Origin of the sequence: Agrobacterium sp. SORGH_AS_0745 (assembly GCF_030818995.1) — a bacterium.
Taxonomy (GTDB): domain Bacteria; phylum Pseudomonadota; class Alphaproteobacteria; order Rhizobiales; family Rhizobiaceae; genus Agrobacterium; species Agrobacterium tumefaciens.
Genome location: NZ_JAUTBI010000001.1, coordinates 1,296,077 through 1,318,575, shown reverse-complemented (window position 1 = coordinate 1,318,575; position 22,499 = coordinate 1,296,077). Strand labels below are relative to the sequence as shown.

General features: G+C 58.4%; 16 protein-coding genes and 2 pseudogenes. 10 read left to right on the top strand and 8 right to left on the bottom strand.

Going from position 1 to position 22,499, the window contains the following annotated elements; all coding sequences use genetic code 11:
* Positions 1-180 precede the first annotated feature (180 nt).
* The 7 genes from QE432_RS06055 (at position 181) to QE432_RS06025 (ending at position 9,800) form a co-directional block, all read left to right on the top strand.
* Positions 181-1,509: a hypothetical protein gene (locus QE432_RS06055; protein ID WP_065687886.1), complete on the top strand. Its 1,329-nt coding sequence runs from the start codon at positions 181-183 to the stop codon at positions 1,507-1,509.
* Positions 1,510-1,641: 132 nt separating this feature from the next.
* Positions 1,642-2,760 carry an acyltransferase family protein gene (locus tag QE432_RS06050; RefSeq protein ID WP_035199581.1) on the top strand — a complete coding sequence of 373 codons (1,119 nt, stop codon included), beginning with the start codon at positions 1,642-1,644 and terminating at the stop codon, positions 2,758-2,760.
* A gap of 186 nt (positions 2,761-2,946) precedes the next feature.
* The gene (locus tag QE432_RS06045; RefSeq protein ID WP_065687887.1) at positions 2,947-3,855 is read left to right on the top strand and encodes a hypothetical protein; all 909 of its coding nucleotides are present in this window, start codon (positions 2,947-2,949) and stop codon (positions 3,853-3,855) included.
* 130 nt (positions 3,856-3,985) lie between these two features.
* Complete coding sequence (locus tag QE432_RS06040; RefSeq protein ID WP_003511263.1) at positions 3,986-6,241, top strand: polysaccharide biosynthesis tyrosine autokinase; 2,256 nt, start codon at positions 3,986-3,988, stop codon at positions 6,239-6,241.
* A gap of 10 nt (positions 6,242-6,251) precedes the next feature.
* Positions 6,252-6,911 (top strand): hypothetical protein, encoded by a 660-nt coding sequence (locus QE432_RS06035; RefSeq protein WP_065687888.1) that lies wholly within the window; start codon positions 6,252-6,254, stop codon positions 6,909-6,911.
* Positions 6,912-6,981: 70 nt separating this feature from the next.
* Positions 6,982-8,505: an O-antigen ligase family protein gene (locus QE432_RS06030; protein ID WP_142851174.1), complete on the top strand. Its 1,524-nt coding sequence runs from the start codon at positions 6,982-6,984 to the stop codon at positions 8,503-8,505.
* An 89-nt stretch (positions 8,506-8,594) separates the two neighbouring features.
* Entirely contained in the window at positions 8,595-9,800 is a 1,206-nt protein-coding gene (locus QE432_RS06025; protein WP_065687890.1) for a glycosyltransferase family 4 protein, read from the top strand.
* Between the two features lie 37 nt (positions 9,801-9,837).
* Here QE432_RS06025 and QE432_RS06020 read toward each other — a convergent pair.
* Both QE432_RS06020 and QE432_RS06015 read right to left on the bottom strand, forming a co-directional pair.
* Positions 9,838-10,933: pseudogene (locus QE432_RS06020) on the bottom strand (glycosyltransferase family 4 protein).
* Positions 10,934-10,988: 55 nt separating this feature from the next.
* A complete protein-coding gene (locus QE432_RS06015; RefSeq protein ID WP_026330708.1) occupies positions 10,989-12,137 on the bottom strand; it encodes a glycosyltransferase family 4 protein in 1,149 nt (382 codons plus the stop codon).
* Between the two features lie 420 nt (positions 12,138-12,557).
* Here QE432_RS06015 and QE432_RS06010 point away from each other — a divergent pair, with 420 nt between their 5' ends.
* Positions 12,558-13,895: an SGNH/GDSL hydrolase family protein gene (locus tag QE432_RS06010; RefSeq protein ID WP_065704386.1), complete on the top strand. Its 1,338-nt coding sequence runs from the start codon at positions 12,558-12,560 to the stop codon at positions 13,893-13,895.
* A 136-nt stretch (positions 13,896-14,031) separates the two neighbouring features.
* Positions 14,032-15,414 carry an O-antigen ligase family protein gene (locus QE432_RS06005; protein WP_065662497.1) on the top strand — a complete coding sequence of 461 codons (1,383 nt, stop codon included), beginning with the start codon at positions 14,032-14,034 and terminating at the stop codon, positions 15,412-15,414.
* A 74-nt stretch (positions 15,415-15,488) separates the two neighbouring features.
* Here QE432_RS06005 and greA read toward each other — a convergent pair whose 3' ends face one another.
* The gene (greA, locus tag QE432_RS06000; RefSeq protein ID WP_065687892.1) at positions 15,489-15,971 is read right to left on the bottom strand and encodes a transcription elongation factor GreA; all 483 of its coding nucleotides are present in this window, start codon (positions 15,969-15,971) and stop codon (positions 15,489-15,491) included.
* Positions 15,972-16,180: 209 nt separating this feature from the next.
* Here greA and QE432_RS05995 point away from each other — a divergent pair, with 209 nt between their 5' ends.
* Positions 16,181-17,578, top strand: a complete 1,398-nt coding sequence (locus tag QE432_RS05995; protein WP_065687893.1) for a family 16 glycosylhydrolase — start codon at positions 16,181-16,183, stop codon at positions 17,576-17,578.
* Between the two features lie 78 nt (positions 17,579-17,656).
* Here the strand turns inward: QE432_RS05995 and QE432_RS05990 are convergent, their stop codons facing one another.
* The 5 genes and pseudogenes from QE432_RS05990 to QE432_RS05970 form a co-directional block, all read right to left on the bottom strand.
* On the bottom strand, positions 17,657-18,571 hold the full coding sequence (locus tag QE432_RS05990) for a TIM barrel protein (protein WP_065687894.1): 915 nt from the start codon (positions 18,569-18,571) through the stop codon (positions 17,657-17,659).
* A gap of 26 nt (positions 18,572-18,597) precedes the next feature.
* Entirely contained in the window at positions 18,598-19,323 is a 726-nt protein-coding gene (locus QE432_RS05985; RefSeq protein ID WP_065687895.1) for a glycerophosphodiester phosphodiesterase family protein, read from the bottom strand.
* A gap of 11 nt (positions 19,324-19,334) precedes the next feature.
* Positions 19,335-20,448 (bottom strand): annotated as a pseudogene (locus tag QE432_RS05980) (ABC transporter ATP-binding protein).
* 5 nt (positions 20,449-20,453) lie between these two features.
* On the bottom strand, positions 20,454-21,542 hold the full coding sequence (locus tag QE432_RS05975; RefSeq protein WP_065687896.1) for a carbohydrate ABC transporter permease: 1,089 nt from the start codon (positions 21,540-21,542) through the stop codon (positions 20,454-20,456).
* A complete protein-coding gene (locus QE432_RS05970; RefSeq protein ID WP_003511283.1) occupies positions 21,542-22,453 on the bottom strand; it encodes a carbohydrate ABC transporter permease in 912 nt (303 codons plus the stop codon). Before QE432_RS05970 ends, QE432_RS05975 begins: the two co-directional genes overlap by 1 nt.
* Between the last annotated feature and the right edge of the window lie 46 nt (positions 22,454-22,499).

Below are 22,499 nucleotides of genomic sequence, written 5' to 3'. Positions count from 1 at the left end.
AATTCTGTTTCGTCCGCATATAATATCATTAATTTATATATTTATTTCATTTCAGAAACATGGATTTGATGGCGAATGAAGATGCCAAAAACTTCCAGGACAATCTGACATATTGAGAGGCGCCGCCGATATGATCGCGGCTGCTTTTTATAATCTCGCCGGAATGACCAGGAGACGCAGATGAACGGAAAACAGCCGATCACCATGGGCCACCTGACACGGCGCGGCCTGCTTTCAGCTGCACCTTTCGCACTGGTTGCCGCCACGGGTGTGCGCCCCGCTTTCGCGCAGACTCAATCCGTTTTTTCGGCCAGCACGGAAGTCTTTTTGGACAGTGTGGGCGTGTGTGGCCATTTCGCCCGGACAAACGGCATTTATCCGGAAAGCTTCGAGCGCATCCTGCCTGAACTGGAAGCGCTTGGTGTGGGCCACCTGCGTGACGAGGGACTGATTACCGCAAGGGACAGCCGCAACAGCCCGGCTTTCCAGCGCCTGCGCAGGATTGTGGCGGCCAACGTTCGCCTCACGATCATCTGTTACGACAATCTCAACCCCTACGTCTCAACGCCACTGAACAGGATTGCCGATTTCTACAACTGGTGCGACGGCGGCATCGAAGTTTTCGAAGGCAGCAATGAACCGACGCTGACGAAAGACCCGGCCAATGCGCCGCGCATTTCGGCAGAGCATCAGGCTGCACTTTTTGCAACGATCCGCTCAACTCCGGCCGTGAGCAACGTACCGCTTGTCGCGCCAAGCTATATCCAGGCGAATACGGCGCTGGCGCTAAACCTGCAGAACGTGTGCGACTTCGGCAATATTCACCCCTACGCCGGAATGGAACATCCCGAAACGACTGGGCCGGGGGCGCTCTCCAAATCTGTCGCGGCCTCGGCGCATATAGCAGCCGGCCGGCCGGTGATCGCCACGGAGATTGGGTACCACACCTCACTGCAACCGAAGACCTTCCATTTTCCCGTCACCGAAGGCATCAAGGCGCGCTACATGCCGCGCACGCTCCTGTGGTCCTTCATCAGCGGCATCCGCCGGGCTTACATCTATGAAATGGTCTCCAGCTTTGCCGAAGACGAGACAAATCCGGAATCGTCCTTTGGCCTGCTGCGCCACGATCTGAGCCGGACCCCTGCGTACGGGGCCGTTCGTGCCCTTCTTGCGCTTTGCAAGGCAAGTCGACAAACAGAGCCAGCGGAACGCAGCCTCGCTTTCCTCAACGATGATTCCGAAAGGTTTTCCCTGCGCCTGACAAGACCAGACGGCGCGCTGCTCGCCCCGGTGTGGCTTGGCATACGCGGCTGGCAATGGCCGGCGCGGATCGAAAATCCGCCAACCGAACGTGCAACGGCCTTTTCGGTAACCGGCCCGCATAGCCAAGTCATCGCGCACCGGTTCGGCGATGACGGTTCCGTAAGCCAGCGGGTGATCGCAAAGGAAGGTGGGCAATACCGGCTTTCCGTCAGCGACCAGCTTACGGTGCTGGAGGTTTTCTGAACGCGTGCGGGCGAAAGCCGACAAATTTTATATATCGTGTCAGCCTATTGCATGATAGCCTTCTGAAATAGAGGACTTTTGCTCGCTGCTACGAGCGCACAATATTACTGTATAAATTTTTTCTTTTTATAGATGATGACGATGCAAAAAATTGAAAAAGCGCCTGTTTCCGGGGCGCAGCGTCTCGATATTCTTCAAATGATGCGTGCGCTGGCGGCAATCATGATTGTTGCGCTGCACGCGCAGGTGAACTGGGAGTTCTCGCTCGTCAACCTCCATCTCCTGAGGCTGGGTGCGGGCGTCGATCTGTTTTTCGTCATTTCCGGCTTTGTCATCGTTTATGCCTCCCGGCCGTATTTCGCAGCGGAGGGAGGGCGCTCGGCCTTTCTTGTGCGCCGGCTTCTCCGCATCCTTCCTCTTTACTGGTTCGTGTTGACCATGCGGCTCGCCATGGCCGCGGTCGCCGTTCTTCTCAGCGCCAAGGCCTTCCCGTCCTTGCAGGCCGTCCTAACCTCCTACCTCTTCATTCCCTATGACAGCATGGGTTATGGTGACGCTTATCCGTTTCCAATCATCGATCTGGGCTGGACGCTGAATTACGAGATGTTTTTTTATGTCGTATTCGCGGTTTTCATCTTCCTGCCGCTGGAACGCGCCGTGCTGACAACAGCGGCTGTGCTGCTCGCCGCAGTGCTCATCGGCTCCAACTTCAGTCTCGCCTTGCCGTTTAGTTTCTGGTTTCAGCCCATCATTCTGGAGTTCGTGGCGGGAATGTTGCTCGCCGTGCTTTTCCTGCGCGGCGTGCGCCTACCGCCCTTGCTGGGGATTGCGGTGGCCCTTTGCGGCGTGGCGATTTGGACGCTTATCGATCTGAAAAGGTTCGAATTCCAATGCAATCCGGGCTGTTATTCCTATACCCGGCTGCTCGTTTTTGGCGGTGGCGCGATTTTCCTGATGGCCGCGGCAACCCTGACCAGGGGCATCTCCCTGCCCCGTTTTGCGCAGCCGCTGGCGAAACTGGGCGATTCCTCCTACGCGCTTTACCTTCTGCACCCATTCATCTTTCGGGCATTCCTAGTTGCTTCCGGCGGCATCACCTGGCCGCAGGAGTGGAAAAATGTCGTCTATCTCATCGTCGTCGCCAGCACCATCGCCATCGCCCACGCATTTCACGTCCTTGTCGAAACGCCCGCAAATATCTGGCTTCGAGACCGGCTGATAACACCCCGGCGAAAAGTCGCCGTGTCCTGACGCCCAGAGAAAAGTCCTCGTTTCTGCTGTTAAGTATACCCCGAAGTTCCGTTCACAAGTTTATTTTAGCACTTGATCGTTAGCTAGGGCTGTGCGATTTAAAAAGAAAATTTTAGATGTTGGATAACCATATTCAGCATTTCAGCTTACTTAAAATCGTATTTTTTAAAAATTTGGAGAGTTGTGATGTCCCGCCTTCGTATTGGCTCGACGCTCACTGGTGCGGTATTGATCACCAGCCTCGGTCTTTTTTCCGCAGTCGCCAACGCCCAGAACGTGGAATCAGCGCCGCCAGCTGCCGGGCAGCAGACGCCGCCGGTACAGACTGCGACAACTGGCGCACCCGTAAAGGCCGCCGACGAAACCAACGCCGCATTTCTGGCTCGCGTTAACAGCTCCAATCCGGACACGGTTTCCCTTGCTGCCGCGGAACTGTTCAAGCAGTCTCCGACGCAGGCAACGGTCAAGGATCTGGCCGGCATCGCTTCCAGCACCGATGCGGCAAACGCCGAAATCACTGGAAAGGTGACGAACGGCTTTCCGATCATTGCCGTTTCCACCAGCGCGGCGCAGTTCTCCGAACAGCTTTCTGGCCTGATCCTGAGCGACTCCAGCCAGTTGCCCACCATCGTCGCACTGGCCCAGAAGGTCGGCAACAAGGACTTCTCCGAAGTTGTCGGCGAAGGTCTGGCGCTCGCCTATTCTACGGCGATGCAGAGGGGCAACACGATACTTGCCGCCGCAATCCAGTTGCAGACCAAGGGTGTCGGCGTGCCCTCCGATCTTCTGATCGCCTTTAGCGAAAATGTTCAGGGAACGGCGGCCGGTCCGGCAGCGCCTGCGGCAGCTGCAGCTGCTGCCTCACCGATTGGTGGCGCCGGCTCTTCACCTGCAAGCGGCAACAGCATTGGCGGCTCGGGAGCGGCGGGCTCACCAGCCGGTACGGCACAGGCCGGCGGCGGAGCCGCACCGGTTGGCGGTGGCGGCAGCGGTGGCAGCACCGGCAGCGGCGGAACCACCACAACCAACAACTTCTTTGCCGCGCCCCTTTCAACCGGCAGCACCAGCACGCCAGTCAGCACAAGTCCCGTTTGAACCCGGTTTTGCCGCCCGTCCTGCGGGAATGGCGGCCGCCTGTCCTACCATGCAACCGAGACTTGGCGGGTGCCACGCCCGCCAAAAAGAGCGAGGCTGACAGTTGTTGCAAAGGCACGATCCCTTGACTATGGCCGATATCGACAAAAGCGGATTTACAGCCGACTTTATCGATATAGACGCCGTTCTTGCCACGGTCCGCCGACAGTGGCGCGTCGTCCTCGCGGCAGTCGCCATTGCCGGGACAATCGGTCTCGCTTATGCCGCGACGGCCGTTCCGATCTATTCAGCTTCGGCTACCCTTTTGATCGACCGCAACAACAGCCAGGTCGTCGAGCAGCTTTCGACGATCGGCGGCGTCGTGGAGGACGAGGCTTCCATTCTCAGCCAGGTCGAGGTCCTGCAATCGGAAACCATCGGGATTGCCGTCGTCGACAGTTTGAACCTGACGGAAAATCAGGAATTCAGGGCAAACCGTGCCTCGCTTCTGAGTTCGATATTCGGCACGATCCGTTCGCTCGTCAACGTTTCGCAATGGTTCTCACCGGCAAAAGAGACCGTCATCGACGACGGCACGCTGAAGCGGGCGCTGTCGGACCGGCTACTGGACGGTCTCAGCGTCAAGCGTATCGGCCGTACCTACGCGCTGGAACTGACCTACAACTCGACATCACCGGTTCTCGCCGCCCAGATCGTCAACGCGGTGGCGTCGGCTTATCTGGTGGACAAGCTGAACTCCAAATACGAGGCGACGAAGCGGGCCAGCGACTGGCTGTCCGACCGTATTGCCGAGTTGCGTCAGCGGGCACTCGACACCGACCTTGCCGTACAGAAATTTCGCGCCGAACACGGCTTGATCGAGACCGGCAATAACGGCCTGCTTTCCGATCAGCAACTGGCCGAGTCCAACAGCGCGCTTATTCTGGCGCAGTCGGAAACGGCCAGGTCGCGAGCGCGGGTACAACGCATCGAACATATCCTTGCCACGGATGATGTCGACGCCGTCGTCACCGACATTCTCGAGAGCTCGGTTGCAAACGATCTGCGCAAGAAATATCTCGAATCCTCGAAGATCGAAACGGAAATCACCCGCAGGCTTGGCAGCAACCATGTTCAGGCGGTGCGTCTGCGCAACGAAATGCAGGAATACCGCCGGCTGATGTTCCAGGAAATCAGCCGTATTGCGCAAAGTTACAAGAGCGATCTGGAGGTTTCAGAAGCAAGAGAGAAATCACTTGCGGAGAGCGTTGCCAAGGCTACCAGCGTCAGCAACTCGGCCAGCCAGACCCAGGTTCAGCTTCGCGAATTGCAGCGTGAAGCGGAAACTTACAAGAACATGTATCAGACCTTCCTGCAGCGTTATCAGGAAGCGATGCAGCAGCAATCCTTCCCCGTAACGGAAGCACGCGTGATTTCGAGGGCAGTTCCGCCCAACATTCCAAGCAAACCGAACAAACCGCTACTTTTGGCGCTGTTCATGATCATGGGCGCCGCGGCCGGCGGTGGCATCGCCATGTTTCGCGAGTTCCGCGACCGTTTCTTCCGCACCGGAGAACAGGTTCGCGACGTTCTCGGGCTGGAATTTCTGGGCAACACCCCGCTCGTCCAGAACAAGCCGGGCACGGATGTGTTGCCAAAGGGACAGGAGGGGCCGCCTACCGCCACACGCCCGTCCAGCGTTGCCCGCTACACTGTCGATCACCCGCTATCATCCTTCGCCGAAACGCTGCGCAGCACACGGCTTGCGATAGATCTCGGCATTCCCCCGAAAACCGGCGCGCGGGTGGTGGGCGTCGTATCGGCGTTGCCGAGCGAGGGCAAATCGACGATCTCCATCAATCTGGCTCAGCTTCTGGCCGGACAGGGAGCAAGGGTTCTTCTGCTGGATGCGGATATTCGCAACCCGGGCGCCACGCGCGCTTTGGGGCGTCATGCTGCAGAAGGCCTGCTCGAAGTGCTGCTGGAAGGCCGCAATATGCGCGATGTGCTGCTGCACGACGAAAAGACGCGGCTCGCTTTCCTGCCAACGGTCGTCAAGCAGCGCGTACCGCACTCCTCCGAGCTGCTGACATCGGCGCAAATGTACAAATTGCTGGCCGAAGCGAGCGGTCTCTTCGACTACATCATCGTCGACCTGCCGCCTCTCGGGCCGGTGGTGGATGCCCGCGCGATGGCCGGCCGGATCGACGGTTTCGTCTTCGTCACAGAATGGGGCAAAACCGCCCGCAGGGCGGTACGCAATACGATTGAAAACGAAGTCCAGATCCGCAAGAAGTGTCTCGGTGTCATCCTCAACAAGGTGGACACGGAAAAGCTGAAGCTTTACCGAGCTTACGGTTCAAGCGAATATTATCACGCGCGCTACACGCGATATTACCATGATTAGGCGGGACGGAATGGCGGGCCTGCGTAAATTCTTCGCGGTCGTGCCGGTTCTCATCCTTTCCGTGTTTGTTTTATCCGTCGCCGCACAGGCGTTTTCCGAAACCCGGCGGTTTTCCGATGTCGTCGCCTTGGCAAGAATTGCCGACGACAAAAGCGGCCTGGCGCACGATCTTCTGGCGAAGACGGTCGATGGGCTGCACCCCGTCGTTGCGGAGAAAATCTGCCGTTCGGATATCGTCAAGGCCGGGTTACGGCTCGTTCTCGCAGATCTCGATGCAAATGGCCAAGATGCGACGTCGGAGGCCGGTGTGGCGCGTCTCGGCTTTGCCGAAAGCTATATTCGTCACGCGCTCTCCTGTTTGCCTGCAAATGGCGATGTGTGGCTGCGTCTTGCCATGGTTCGTTCGCTGCGTAACGCCTCGCCAATGGAAATCGCCGTTCTGATGAATTTTTCCCAACTTTACGGGCCTGCAGACGCCAACCTGATACGCGGGCGCTTCGTGATGTGGCAGCAATTTCCAAAAGACACACTGCCTCAGGCCGATGCGGCCCGCAATGCGGACACGGCAGTCGTCTGCGGTAAGGAGGGGGAAATCCTGCGATGGACCCTGCGGAAGATCTGTCCGCAGCAGCCGCAGGCCGGCATGAAACGCACCGTGCCGCTTCCGTGAAATAGCGGCCCGCCTCGTCCTTCTACCTTAGACATCGTCGCAGCAACAGTTATTGCAAAGCCGAAAGCCAATGTCGTCCATCGAAGCCCAATCAGAACCGCTATCCTCATCGCCACCGCGACCGGTTGCGTTTCCAGACTATTTTCGGACGGCCGCCATAGTCATCTTCTGGGCTATCTTCCTGCTTGCGCTTCTCAATCGCGGCGCAACTGAAATCGAGAGCCGTATCGTCGTCACCGTTGCAATTTATTTGTTGCTCGTGCCCGCCATCCTGTTGTTCGGGCCGCCCCGGGCTGGTTCAAGCTTGGCACTTGTGGCGACCTGCCTTTTGCTGGGGGCACTCATCATCCAGCTGTGGCTGCAATCATCTGTGCCGGGTATTGCTCCACCCAATCCCGCCTGGTCGACCGCCGCCATGTTCATGCAGTTCGCGCCCGACGCCACGGTTTCGCTCACCCCGGCGGATGATCGGCTCGGCCTGTTAAGCGCCGCCCTGCCCTTCGGCGCCTTCATGGCCGGCCTCGTCATTTTCGATACCGACGAGCGCGCGGCAAAAGCGCTGCGATGGTTCGCAATTGCCGGCGGATGGCTGGCACTGTTGTCAATCGTGCAGTTTCTGCTTTTTCCAGAAACACTCGGCTTCATTCAGAAGCGCTTCTATCTCGGCAGCCTGACCGGCCTTTTCGTCAACCGTAATACCGCCGCCACCTTCTTCGGTCTCATTCTCCTGACCCTCGTCGTGATGCTGCACAAACGGCTGACGGCTCCAGACTGGGGAATGGTCAGGGTGCTGGTGGCAAATCGCCTGACCGTTCCAGTCGGCCAGAAACGCCTCATCCGCAAGGCCGCCTTCATCGGCGTGCTCACTGCCTTTTGCTTCATCGCCCTGATGCTGACCGGATCGCGCGCCGGCATCGCATCAAGCTTTGCGGCACTGAGTTTCCTCATTCTTCTGACCGTCTTCAACTCACCCATCAAAACAGGCCGCAACGCGGCTGCCCTGCGGCGCAAGCGGCGCGGCACGAAGCGCCGCGCGGCGATCGTGCTCGCCATTACGCTTGGCCTGTTCCTGCTCTTCGCTAATCGCGTGGCGCTTCGCATGGAAACGCGATTGGAAGACGACATGCGCTTCTGCTACATGCCGGGCATCGCGCGTGCCATTTCTGACAGCTGGCCTTGGGGAACCGGCCTTGCAAGTTTTACGGAAACCTACGCGCCCTATCATGCGGCGCAATGCGGGGTGGACGCCATCGTCACCCACGCCCACAATGTCTATGCCGAGGGACTGCTGACGCTCGGCCTCGCATTTCCATTTTATGCGGCTTTTTTTGTGCTCGTCCAACTCGCCATTTTTATTCGCGGGGCGCGCAAACGCAAAAACTACCGGTACGCCTCCCATCTCGGCCTCGCCGGGCTGCTGCTCGTCGCATTGCATTCGACACTTGATTTTTCCCTGCAGATCCCCGGCTTCGCAATGGCTTACGCCGTATTCCTTGCGCCCGTCGTCACGCTTTGTCTCAACCCACCAGGTGTTGGACGGGACCGTTCGCGGCGGCGCGAACCATCTCCAACCGATCCCGCAATGCCGGCCTAGATCAGTCCGGATGGACAGCAGCCTTCATTTCGCTGATGCGAAATAGTTGTAACGATTATAAAACCACACAAAGACGCGAGAATTTGGGCATGCGGATATTGCAAATAACGTCGCTGTTTTCTCCGGACCGGGTCGGCGGCGCGGAGATATTCGTGGAAGACCTCGCGCGCGGGCTGGCGGAGAAGGGCCACACGGTAGCGGTGGCGGCGATCTCCCGCAAACAACAGGCCGTGGAGCTGCGCGACGATTTCGCCGTTTACCGCCTCGGACATACCACGCCGTTTTTTATCGGGGACTGGGAACAGCAACCCGGATGGAAGCGAAAATACTACAAGATCGCCGTGCAGCTGGATCCGGGTCTCGTGCGCCGGCTTGCCCGCGTCATCGATGATTTCCGGCCTGATGTCGTCAACACCCATTCGCTGTCGGAGCTGACACCGCTGGTCTGGCCGATGATCCGCAAGCGCGGCATTCCGCTCGTACATTCCCTGCACGATTTCACCAGCATGTGCACCAACGGCTCCCTGTTTCATGACGGTCACATCTGCGACGGCACCAGCAAAAAATGCCGCGCCTTCTCTTACCTGCACTGGCGTTGCCAATGCGCCGTCGACGCTGTCGCCGGTGTCGGCCACGATATTGTCGAGCGCCATGTGCAGGCCGGCTTTTTCACCCATGTACCGGAAAGCCGCCGCACGGTCATCTGGAATGCCATCGCGCCGCCAGCTTCACAGACACAGCGCATTCCACGCGCGCCTGGGGACCCGCTTGTTTTCGGCTATCTGGGCCGCATCGAGGCGCCCAAGGGTGCAGATCTCCTGATCGAGTCGCTGCCGCTCCTGCCGCCGAAGGGCTGGCGACTGGTCATGGCGGGTCGCGCGCCGGGCGGCATCGAAGCCTACGAGCAAAAAACCGCCAACCTTCCGGTCGAATTTCCCGGCTACGTGGACGCCGATAGTTTCTTCGCCGGTATAGATTGTCTGATCGTTCCACCACTCTGGCCAGAGGCTTTCGGGCGCACGGTCGCTGAAGCTATTCTACGCGGTGTGCCGGTTCTCGGCGCCAATCTCGCCGGTGTCGCCGAACAGATCGGTCGGGACCGGCCGGAACGCCTTTTCGCGCCGGGCAACGCCGCCGAGCTTGCCGCCCGCATGACTGACGCGATGCGCAACCCCGCCATTCTCGCGGAAACACCGGAAACCAAAGCGCGCATTTCGCAGGGCGTCGCGCCCGAACGGGTAATCGGGGCATACGAAACGCTTTATTCGGAGCTGCGCAGCGGCATCAGGGCATGAGCCGCAAGATTTCACCCGGGGACATGACTCCTAGACGTCAGGTCTGTTCATGGAAAACCTGCGCATAGCTTTCCGCCGCCTTCTGCCATGAATACAGCTTGCGGTTTTCATAACCCGCCTGGCGAAGATCGCTTGCCAGATGCGGCTCCCGAAAAAGCCGCTCAAGTGCCGCGACAAGGCTGTCAGAGTCCGCGGGATCGAAGGTGAGTGCGCCCTTTCCGGCGATCTCCGGCGTTGCGGAACGGTTGGAGCAGACGACCGGACACCCCAGTTGCTGCGCCTCCAGCACCGGCAGGCAGAACCCTTCATATGTGGAAGGCACGCAAAGGCAGGCGGCGTGGCGGTAAAGGTCTGCCAGTTGATGGTCGTCTATGCCGGAAAGCCGGATCAGTCGCGCCTTCAGCTCCGGATCATCTAGTACGCTGCCGATTTCCTCGGCATCGTCGCGGCCAACATGCACGACGTGCAAATCCGGCCTAACTTTGCCAATCACGGCAAAAGCCTTGCCCAGAAGCGAAAAGTTCTTATTCGACGTCGCGTTTCCGACCGCCAGTATGTAGGGCGCGGCAACTGGCGGCGGGCCGTTTAAACTCGCTAGATCGACATTCAGGGTGCTGTCAGAATGGATAGTCAGGCTTTTCCCGGCAGCCGATGGATAAAACTGCGCCAGATCCTTACGCGTCGCTTCCGATACGCAGGTGATCCGGTTCGAACCAGCCATCATCAGTCGAAAGATCAAATCCGTCGTCAACGTCGCGCCGCCAGCCGATCTGTTCGGGAATGGTCCTGAAATAAAGATCGTGAACCAGGGTGACGCGCCGTTTGCCGCCGCTGGGACTTCCGAAGGGATCGGCGTTGAACAGCACATCGATGCCGAGCTTGCGGCAAAGTGCCGGTAGCGTCATGGCCTGACGCAGCACATCAAACACCATGATACGCGGCCGCGGCGTCTCAATCAGCTGAAGGCGGCTTTCGCGCAGGTTTTCGGGCAGCTGTGCCCGCGTCCAGGGAGAGCGCAGGATGTAGTCGTCCCGCGTCTGATCCAGCAGCCGCTCCAGCAGGCTGAAGGTCACGCGGCCGACGCCGGAAGGTTTGCCGCCATACTGGCTCGGCATGTTTACGAGAATACGCATCCTGACCCTTCCGCTTGCCTGCACTTTCTGTCCGAATTGATCGCCAAGAGGCCCCTCACACTGCTTCCGACAGCAAAGCGGAAACAGACCGGCAGGTCTCCTCCAGCGAAAAACGCCGGCTCACATCCTCGCGGCCCTGCTGCGCCAGCCTTTCCGCCAGAGCTGGCTGCGACAGGATGCAGCCTAGTGCTGCCGCAAGCGCCGATGCGTCGCCCGGCGGCACCAGAAGACCCGTTTCGCCGTCCCTAATGATTTCGGTAACCCCACCACCGCGTGTAGCGACAACTGGCCGCCCGCACATCATGGCCTCCACCACCACCCGCCCGAACGGTTCGGCGACAACAGAGGTGTGGGCAACGGCATCCATCGATGCCATCAGCTCTGGTACATCCGACCGGAAACCGAGGAAGCGGACACGACCATCCAGACCGAGACGGGATGCCTGCTCGCGGATGCGCGTCTCATAGGCGTCCTGCCCGAATAGCGCTCCGCCAACGATGACGGCCTGAACGCCATCCATCGCCGCGATCGCGTCCAGAAAGACGTGCTGCCCCTTCCATTCGCTCAGCCGGCCGAACAATCCGACAAGCGGTTCAGGACCAAGGCCCAATTCCGTACGCAACCGCGCAGCTCTGCCGGGATCGTGGGCCACAGCCTTTGCGGGGTCGAAGCCGTTATAAACGATGCGGACCTTTTCTGCCTGCCCGCCAGCTTCAACGAAAGCCCGGCCGGTTTCCTGCGAATTGACGGCCACCAGCCTTGCGAAAAGGCGCGCGAATGCCAGCGAGGCATGGCGATTGGCGGAGCTGAATGCGGGATCGGTGACTATATCGTGCAAAACCCAGACAAGTGGGCGGCGGCTGAGTTTCGCGGCAAGCGCGCAAACGAACAGCGCCTTCTGCGAATTGGCGCAGATTACGTCGTAATGTCTCGCCTGCTGGCTCAATTGCCAAGCGACGGCGACAACATCGGCCGCGCCACGCAGCATTGCGCCAAACGGTGAGTCACGGCGGATCGACAGCATTTTTTCGCCAGCGGATAACATGACCGGAGGCCTCCCGGCCGCTGCCAGATCATCAGCAGCACCACCGCCACTGAGAAAACAAGCTCGCCAGGAATGCGGTCCGGCCTTGACGAGGTCCGTCAGAAAAAGCTCGGCGCCACCCTTCTCTCCTGTGTGACTGACAAATAGAGCGGATGTCATGACATCACCTGTGAAGTACCAGAGCACCCAAGTTGCCATTGCCCTAAATTGCGGGCATGAATGGACAGCCCGTGAAAATGACGAGTGCACTTGCCAACGGCAGGGATATTTTCACCGGCAATTTCAGTATAAGAACAACAATGCTTGATTGTGGTTAGAAAAAATAACATTCAAACCTTTATGCGGATAAGAATCCGATATACGTAAATTAAAAGAAAAATATTCTATCTATATATTTTAAAAGAGATCGAAGAAAAATTCGTGACGTATAATTTTACTGCTTTTCGCCGTCCCGTTTCCTGCGTTTTGTCCCCCGGCCTTTCGGCGGAGTTATCCTAGGGCCAGACGAGGAGAACGAACGATGACACCGCTCAAACGCAACATATGCATATATATGACCGGAACGGAAGAGGTGCCGGCATGATCGGCGTATCGCTCGGCATCACCTCCCGAAACATCCCCACCATGGTCCCTTCCCTGAACGCGCTCTCACCCTTGCGCGCGCGTTTGACTGCGGGTCAGAATGCCACGATCTTCGTGAATGGTGACAGCACCGCCTATGCCGATGCCGGACCATTCCAGCAGTTCGCCATGATGCTTGGCGATCTGCACGACACAAGGGTTGTGCTGCACCGCTGGGCAGAATGGCAGACAAACGCCCCCACCGGGCCAAAGGCCTATGCGGATTCGGTTACGCTGCGCGCAGGCATGGGGCCAACGCTCACGGTCTATCTTGCGGCACTGCCCGGCGGCATGGCCGGTTACATGCTCGCGGACCAGCGCGCGGCGGCGTTGAAGATTCCGCGTCCCGACCTGTGCATCACGCATCATGGGCATAATATGCAGAGTTTCGAGACGCCGGGTGGTATCCTAAGCTCCGGACGAGCCGCCCTGCTCGGACCGCTTGGCATGATCGAATGGCAATGGCCGGGTGCCCCCCAACTCATCACCACCCAGAACCCCTGGCGCGATAGCACCGGTTACGACAAGGTCTATAATGCGATCCTTGACCTTGCCCGAGCGCACCCGGGCCTCACGCTGGTGGATACACACGCGTCATTTGTAGCGAGAGGCAAGGACCATGCGCTTTACCGCGACAACGTCCATCCGAACGATGCCGGATCTCAGCTCATCGCCCGAACCTTGTTCAGTTGTTATCTGGGATCGGCGCCCGATAACGTCTTTCAGACACCTTGTTGGCCAAAACTTCCCGCCGCCAATCTTATCGTCAACGGCGATTTCACCGATTGGACGGGGTCCGCTCCATCGGGTTGGAGCCTGGCGGCGTCGGGTTCCGCCATAAAAGCCGCAGAAGTCACCTTTTCTCCGGCTTTCGCTCACAGCCTCGGTTTGCGTGCGAATGGCAACCAGTCGGCCGCACTGGTTCGTTATTTTCGCAATGCGGAGGCCGCCGCGATGATCGGCAAAACCGTTTCATTTGCAGTGCTTTATAAAAATACCGAGGGACAGCGTGCGCCCTATGTCACACTGGTTTCAAAAAGCGGCGGCGCAGTCCGGACGATCAGTTGCTCCGCGCTTCAATTTGGTGGTGCGAACGCCCTCGACAATAGCGGCTGGATGTGGGCGACAGCCAACGACATCGCGATCGATCCTGATATCAGCCCCAGCGGATATGGTTTCTATGTGAGGATCATGCCGGCATTCGGCATGAGCGCGCCGGTTTCCAACGAACCGCTTTACATACAGCGGGTGATCGCCGTTGAGGGCGCTCTGCCAAAAGGCAATCTGAGCGACTGAAAACCATAGAAAATTGTCTTGCGCGGCAACGTCATCAAGACCACTATTCATCGTCATCACCCTGTCGCCTCATGGTGATGACGTCCTCTCCCACAGGGCCGCACCAAGGTCCGCCAGTGAAGGATACAGGCCGGGAATGACCAGAAGCACAAATATGGCGGCATCGCATCAATCGCCGTTGCCGGGTTTCGTTTTGGCGATGCCTCTTTATCCTTCAAAAACCATACAGGTGCCCGGTCTCTTTCTGGCGATCTTCGTTTTTTCCATTGGCTTTTTCATTCAATGCAATGTGCTGACCAGCAATCTGGGCCTGCGCTTCCTCAACATCACCGACATGCTTGTCCTGATGACGCTACCCGTTATTGCCCTGCTTTACATTCGCTGTCTGACGCCCTCGATCATCCTGCTTTATCTCGTTCCGCTAACCATTTTTTTTGCACTTTCGGCTGTCTTTGCCGACGAACGTGGCGAAGGTGAATTTTACACCACCGCGATGGCATATTTTTACGCGGTCTATTTTCTGTTTTTTGCCTATATGCTGTTTAAGGAGAACCTTCTCGAGCTGTTCTGCTGGGGCATCTTCGCCGGCTTCATCGCGGTGACGATCCTGCTTTTTCTGGACATCGTCATTCACGACCAGCTCGCCTCCCTTGGCCTCTCTTTCATGTTCGATGAAACCGCCGTGCTGGCAGCTGCGGCAAAAGGCGAATTGAGCCCGTTGCTTTTGCGTGTCGAAAAAGCGGGTGGCATCTGGCCGGTGGGCAACACAGCCGGACCTGCCTTTGCGTTGGCGGGTGCGGCAGTCGCCTATCTTGCCGAAAGGCAAAAACGTCCCGCGCTGTTTGCCGTATTTCTGCTGGTCTATCTGGCGAGCTTCACACTTACTCTCAACCGGTCCGGAGTATTTGCCGTTCTTGCGATCGGGGTCTATTTCTACATCAGAAATTTTTCCATCAAAATGCTGCTCAGCACCTATTTTGGTTTTGCCTTGTCCGCCCTTGTCATCGCGGCGGTTTTGCCATTGGGTGCTTTCGATTTTGCGGAACAGATATTTTCAAAACGGTTTCTCGAGGACAGCAACAGCAGCAACAATGCGCAGGAGCGCTGGGATACGCTCACTGGCGGCTTTCAGGTGATGCTCCATCATCCTTTCGGCATCGGTTTTACCGCTCGATATGAAGAACTGTCGCGAATATCGAGAATCGGAACACCGCATAGTGGCTTTCTCGCCACGGCCTATGCGTCCGGCATAGGATTTGGCCTTCTCAGCGCCTTTGCGCTTGTTTACGCGATCCTCCGGAAACGAAAAGTCGGTTTCTTCGCCTATTCGGCGATCGCAATCGTTATCGTCTATCAATTTGAAGAGCTGAATTTCAATCCCGTTTTCATGGCCTATATGGGGCTCGTACTCGCCTATACTTTCATTGATCTGGATTTCAGGTTCTTTCTGAAAAATACGATGATGCGGATGGCTGGAATGGCAGAAGAGGACGCTTTGGCGACGGCACGACCGGCGTAAATTGCGGCGAGGTTCTCTCGCTCCAAACCGCACATCCTTGCTGGCAAAATTTGTTCCGTTTTCAAGTGGGCGCTTTAGGTCACTTCGATGATTTCAATCTCTTTGCCGCCCAGGCTGACAACATCACCGGCAGATTTTCCCATCAACACTCCTGCGACCGGGGAGACATAAGACATCGATCCATTGGCCGGATCGGCTTCATCCTCGCCTACGATCCGGAACCGTTGCGTCCTCCCGTCATCACGGCTGAATGTTACCACGCTGCCGAAGGCAACGGTGCCATCAGCAGGCGGGCTCGGCATCAGCTGGGCGGTGCGAACGCGCTCCGCGAAATACCGAATGTCCCGCAGAGGATTGGCTGAAAGCCGACGTCTTTCATTGACGTCTTCGACGGCATTGGCCGTTTCGCAGGCTTCGCGCGCCAATTGCAGCTGCTGCTCCAGCGCTTTCAGCCCAGCCTCCGTCACCAGATTGGGATGAGGCGAAATCACCCGGTCCGGCAGAACCGTTTCGGCTGCGGTTTCGGCACTATCTTCCTTGGTAAAGGCTACACTCAACTCTCGCACTCCATCCCCGTGAGATGCCACTTTGAGCATCTCCCTTGCCGTCCAATCCTGCCACCGCCCATCGCAATGCTGCAATAGCGTGCACCACGGAAACCGCCCATGTACCCCTCATTTCTGGCTCTAACAGGAGGCTTTTCGCCCTGTTAGGGTATTGCCCAAGAGGAGTGAGAAAGCCAACGCTAACGGACAGGAGACGGTCAATGGCCCGGACAGTATTGAATGCGCTTGGAGACACACTCTACTACAGCGACAATTCCACCGGATTTTTTTCCGCCACGGGTTCCGGACCGCTGCTGACAGGCACTGGCCTCAATGATTCCATGTGGGGCGACAGTTCCGTCAATGTGACAATGGCGGGCGGCACGGGCGACGATATTTATTACCTCTATTCCAGTATCAACCGTGCCGTCGAAAATGCCGGGGAGGGTATCGACACCATCGACACCTGGATGAGTTATACCTTGCCCGACAATTTCGAAAACCTGCGGGTAACCGGAGATGGTCGTTATGCCTTCGGAAATGAGCTGGACAACATCATAACCGGCGGATCGGGCAGCCAGACCATTGATGGCGGGGGCGGTAACGACGTGCTGATCGGCGGTGGCGGTGCGGATACATTCGTTTTTACGAGCGGCAACGGCACCGATCTCATCATGGATTTCAGCGCCAACGACACGATCCGGCTTAACGGTTACGGCATCACATCCTTCGAGCAGCTCGTCAGCAATGCCACCCAACAGGGCGATAATCTCTGGCTGAACTTCGCCAACGGCGAGGCCGTCGTTCTTGCCGGAACGACCATCGACGATCTTCAGGCCGACCAGTTCGAGCTCAGCCTCGACCGATCATCCCTCACCCAGACCTTTGCCGACGAATTCGATGCACTTTCACTTCGCAGCGGCGATCAGGGGACTTGGGATGCCAAATATTGGTGGGCACCGGAAAAGGGAAGCTCGCTGACGACGAATGGCGAGGCGCAATGGTACATCAACCCCGCTTATGCCGGCACATCAGAGGTCAATCCCTTCAGCATCAACAACGGTGTCCTGACCATCACCGCTGCGGAAACCCCGCAATCGATCGCCAACGAGGTTGAGGGCTATGATTATACCTCGGGTATGCTGAACACCTATTCGTCGTTCAGCCAGACCTATGGTTATTTCGAAATGCGCGCCGACATGCCGACCGACCGGGGCGCTTGGCCGGCCTTCTGGCTTTTGCCTGAGGACGGCTCCTGGCCACCGGAACTCGATGTCGTGGAGATGCGTGGGCAAAACCCCAATACGTTGATCATGTCCACCCACTCCAATGCAACGGGAGAACAGACATCAGTCATAAACAATGTCAGCGTGCCAAGCACGGAAGGTTTCCACACATATGGCGTTTTGTGGGATGCGGAGCATATTACCTGGTATTTCGACGACGTCGCCGTGGCGCAGACGGATACGCCTGATGACATGCACGACCCCATGTATATGGTCGTCAATCTTGCTGTCGGCGGCATGGCAGGAACGCCGTCGGCGGTTGATTTCAGCGACGGTTCGCAAATGATGATCGATTACATCAAAGCCTATTCGCTTTCCGACTGGGCCGCGTAACGAAAAACGCCGGCAGTTGCGTTCAGAACTGCCGGCGCTTCAGACCTCAGCCTGTCGGCTGGGCCTTGTTCAGTTCAGTCATTCAGCCGCGATCTGCATCCGCTCAGTGTAGAGCGACATGAGATGACGCGCCGTTTCAAGACTCGCGGGCTGTTCGGCACGGTAGCGGCGGCCGATTTCCATCATCAGCACGGTATCCGGCAGGAAGGTCAGCTCCGAGAAGATGCCCTGCCAGTCGATATCTCCCCAGCCGAGCGGCATATGCAGATCGCCGATGCCGAGAGCGGTATTTTCCTGGTCGAAATACGGTTGATAAAAGCCCTGCGGCCGGCCGAAGGAATCGTGGACATGCAAATGGCCGGCAACCGGCGCCATGGCACGAAGCTGTTCGCGAAAATCGAGCCCGCGAAAGGTGGATTCGAGATAGGCGTGGCTGAAGTCGATCAGCGCAACGACGTTATCATGGCCGATGGCCTTAACTGTCTGGGCCACCTCGGCAGGCGTCTGGCGATATTGGCCGGGTTCGGTGGAGAAGATATTCTCAAGCGCGACCCGCACGCCATAGGGCTTGCAGAATTCCGCCAGCTCGAAAAGCGCCTCCCGCTCACGGGCATCGGCATCGGCCCGCTCGGCGATCTGGTCGGCACGCAGGGCACCACCGTGTTGAACGAGGATGCCCGCGCCGATGCGATCGCACAGGACGGCCAGCGCCTTGGCTGCATCTATCTGGTAGCGGCACGTTACCGGGTCCATGAAATTGGACGAAACAAGACCGTGCACCGTGTAGCGGAAGTCGAATTCTTTGGCGAGCGCCACGAACCGTTGAGCGCGCTCCTCGATGATGCGACCGCCTGCGATCAGATCAAGGCTCGTTGCGGCGATTTCAACGGTGTCGCAGCCAATTTCGGCAAGCGCACGAAGATCGCTTTCGAGTGTGGCCAGTTCACCGTCGTCCGAGCTGGCGTTGAAGCCGGTTCCAATAAGATTGCTCATGTCATCATCTCCAGGGGTAAGGAAGGTCATGCGAGTTCAGGCTGCCGTACGGCGCGGCGCGCCGTATCGAACAGGTCCGGGCGGTCGATATTGACGTAGTCTACCCCGGCCAATGCGATCTCATTATGAAGGTTGGCATCATCGCCGCCATAATAAATCATGATTTCCAGACCCGCCTTGCGGCATGCCGCGACAAGGCCGGGCTTGCGCATCTGCGCAGGTGTGATCTCGATGATCGAGGCATGGTGAACAGCCGCAGCCAGCGAAGGCGACTTGGCGATATCGAGCGTCATCATCTTGCGGAATTCCGGCGCGGCGGCGGCCAGGCCCCGGCGCATTTCTTCGGAGAAAGAGAAAAAGAAGGTGTCGCGCACCATGCCGAGGCTCCGTACCAGTGCCGCCACCTTGACGGGATCGCAATATTTCAGCTCGACATAGACGCCGCAGCGGCCGCGCAAATGGCTGAGATAGGCATCGAGCCGCGGTACAGCCGCACCCTTGAAGTTTTCGCCGAACCAGCTGCCGGCGTCCAGTGCATCGATCTCCCTCGACATTATGTGGCCGATGGGACCCGTGCCATTGGTGGTACGATCCAGCGTTTCGTCGTGAAAGACATAAAGCACGCCGTCCGCGCTCTCGCGCACGTCGAGCTCGATGTAATCCGCTCCCTGCTGCAAGGCGAGGTCGGCGGCGGCGAAGGTGTTTTCGGGCGCAAAATGGTTGGCACCGCGATGGGAGACGATTTTAGGCATGGAAATTCCTGTCAGTTTACGGCTTCCGGTTCACGCGCCGGAATAGTCGAATGGTGGGAAAGATCGGCATGCAGCCCGGCGATGCGGTTACCGGCGGCATCGAACACGAGCGTCAGCGCCGATTTGCAGCTGATCCCGACACGATCTCCCGGCGCGTGGCGTATCGTCTCGCCATATTCGAGCGCGTGGATCATCCCTGCAGGCGTATCGATCGTGTAGAACACCTCGCGCCCCATGGGCTCGACGGTGGTAACCTGCCCCTCAAGCCGCGCCTCGGACGATGTGACGAGGGCGATATCTTCCGGGCGCAGGCCAAAGGTGACTTCGCCGTCACAGCGGCCATTGAGGTCGAGCAGGGCATCGCCAATCTGCAACTGCCCGCCCTGCGCCCATCCTTTCAAGAGATTCATTGGCGGCGTGCCGATGAAACCGGCCACGAACAGATTGTCGGGCCTGCGATAAAGATCATCGGGCGTGCCGATCTGGGCAATGGCGCCGTTGTTCATGCAAATGATCCTGTCCGCCATGGTGATCGCCTCGATCTGGTCATGGGTGACGATCAGCGTGGTGATCTTCAGGCGCTTCTGCAGGCTTTTCAGCTCGGCGCGCATGGTGATGCGCAGGGTCGCATCGAGATTGGAAAGCGGCTCGTCCAGTAGCAGGATGTTCGGTTCCTTGACCAGCGCGCGGGCAAGCGCCACACGCTGCTGCTGGCCGCCGGAAAGCTGCGAGGGGCCGTCGGTCGAGCAACGCGCTGATCTGCACGAGGCTTGCTGCCTCCTCCACCCGCCGCGCTGCTTCTTCACGCGGAACATTCTTGAAACGCAGCGGAAAGGCGATGTTCTGCCGCACCGTCAGGTTGGGATAAAGTGCATAGGACTGGAAGACGATGCCGACATTGCGGTCGCGCGCATCGATGCGATTGACGTTGTGGCCGTCGAAAGAAATCTGACCCGCGGTCGGCGCGTAGAGCCCGGCGAGCAGGAAAAGCGTGGTCGACTTTCCGCATCCGGACGGCCCGAGAACGGCGACGAATTCGCCGTCTTCGATGGAGAGGGTCATCGGTTGCAGAACGCGGGTGTCGCCCCAGCTTTTGGTGACATTGTCGAGGGTGATCCTGGCCATGGCGATTATCCTTTGATCCCGCCGAAACTCATCTGGGTGATGTATTTCTGCGTGAAGATGTAAATGATCAGCACAGGCAACAGATAGATGATGCCTACGGCAGCGATCATGCCGTAATTCACGCCGGCGCTGTCCTGTGCCACGAAGAAGAGATAGAGGCTCATCGTCATCTGGCTTTTTTCGATGAGCAGGGTCTGGACGAAAACATATTCTTCCCAGCCACGCAGAAAGGTGAAGGTGGCAACCGCGATCAGCCCGCTTCTTACCTGCGGCAGAACCACCATGCGAAAGGCTTGGAAGCGGCTCGCGCCATCGGTGACGGCACTCATTTCGATGTCCCAGGGAACGTTGTCGAAAAAGCCCTTGAGAACAAAAATTGCAAACGGCAGCTCAAGCGCACTCATGACCAGCACGACGCCGAAGAGATTGTTGAGCAGGCCCATGTAATGCAACTGCACGAAGATCGCGACGGTGAGCGCGAGCGCCGGAAAGGCATGCAGCAGCAAAAGCCCGCGCAGCACATTTTCACGCCCGGCGAAGGTGAAGCGCGACAGCGCATAGGCGGCCGGCGTGGCGACCAGCGCGACGATCAGCGTCTGGGAAGCGGCAAACAGCAGTGAACTGCGCATGGCGGTCCAGATGGATGGCATCAGCGCCATGCGCGTGGTGCCGGTTTTCTCGATATCGCGGCTCCAGAGGAAACTGTAGTTGTCGATAGTCAGATGCGGCAGCACCAGCACGAAGACGAGCGCCGCAACCACGGCACCAAATGCCAGCCATAGCAGCGCGGGATTGCGCAGGCGCTCGGAAAGAAGCGCAACTGCTATCGCCCCGCCATAGGCAAAAGCGGCGATTGCGCCGCTGCGCCACAGCACAAGTCGGCTGAGATTGTCGTCGGAAGTCGTGAGCGACTTCACCAGCAGCCACAGGTAGGGCAGGAGAACCGGAACCGAAACCACCGTCAGGAACACAAGAATGACGGGAACGAAACCGGCGCGATGGGCAAGGCTGCGCCTTTCAAGACGCGTCCAGTCCGGCTTCAGATCAAGCGCACGCCTGCTGTGGGCAGGCGAGTGGGTGTGGGCGAGCGTCATCACAGCACCTCGATTTTGGCGGGAGCAAAAGTCGAGCGCATATTGCTGATGCGCCATTGAATGAGGGTGATGGCAACGCCTATCGCCATCAGGCCAAGCGCAAGTGCAGCACCATAGGCATAGGCGCCGTTTTCGAAGGCGCGCCGGTAGATATAAAGCGGATAGGTCGTGGAATCGTAGACAGGCCCACCGCCGGTGATGAGCAGGATATATTCATAGGTCGTCATCAGTGAGAGCGCCTGATAGAGCGTGATGAAACGGATCGGTGACGAGAGCGCGGGTGCGACGACATGGCGAAGCACACCCCATTCGCTGGCGCCATCGACGCGCGCCGCATTGGCCAGATGCGACGGTATGGAGCGGATGGCCGATGTGAGGATGACCATGGCGAAAGACGCGCCGACGACACCGTTCGCCACCACCACCAGAAACAGCGGAAAGTCGTTGCGCAGGTTGAGAGCGGGTGCGCCGAGCGCGCCAAGAAACTGGTTGAGCAGGCCGGAAGACGTCGGATCGGCGATCCATATCCACAGCACGCCGTAAAGCACGGCGGGGCTCATGCGCGGCAGCAGCCAGAGGCCGCGAAAGAAGTTGCCTAGCCGGTCCGGTATCGCCGTGGTCGTAACGGCCAGAAGCGCGCCAAGCCCGATATTGAAGATGAACAGCGTTGCGCCGACATAGATCAGCGTCGTCAGCAACACCATCGGCAGGCGCACGTCGCGCTGAAACATGCGCTGGAAATTCTCGACCGTGAATTTGCCCACCCTCAGGTTTGCGCCCATATCGGTAAAGGCGATCACCAGATTGACGACGATCGGGGCAAGAAAGAACAGGCCAAGCAAGGCGAGAGCCGGAGCCAGATAAAAGATCGGCCGGGCCGGGCGGCGCGCCCGAAGCTGAAATTGAGACATTACGATATACCGGTGGGAACGCGGAAAAGCCGCCCGGCAGAACCGG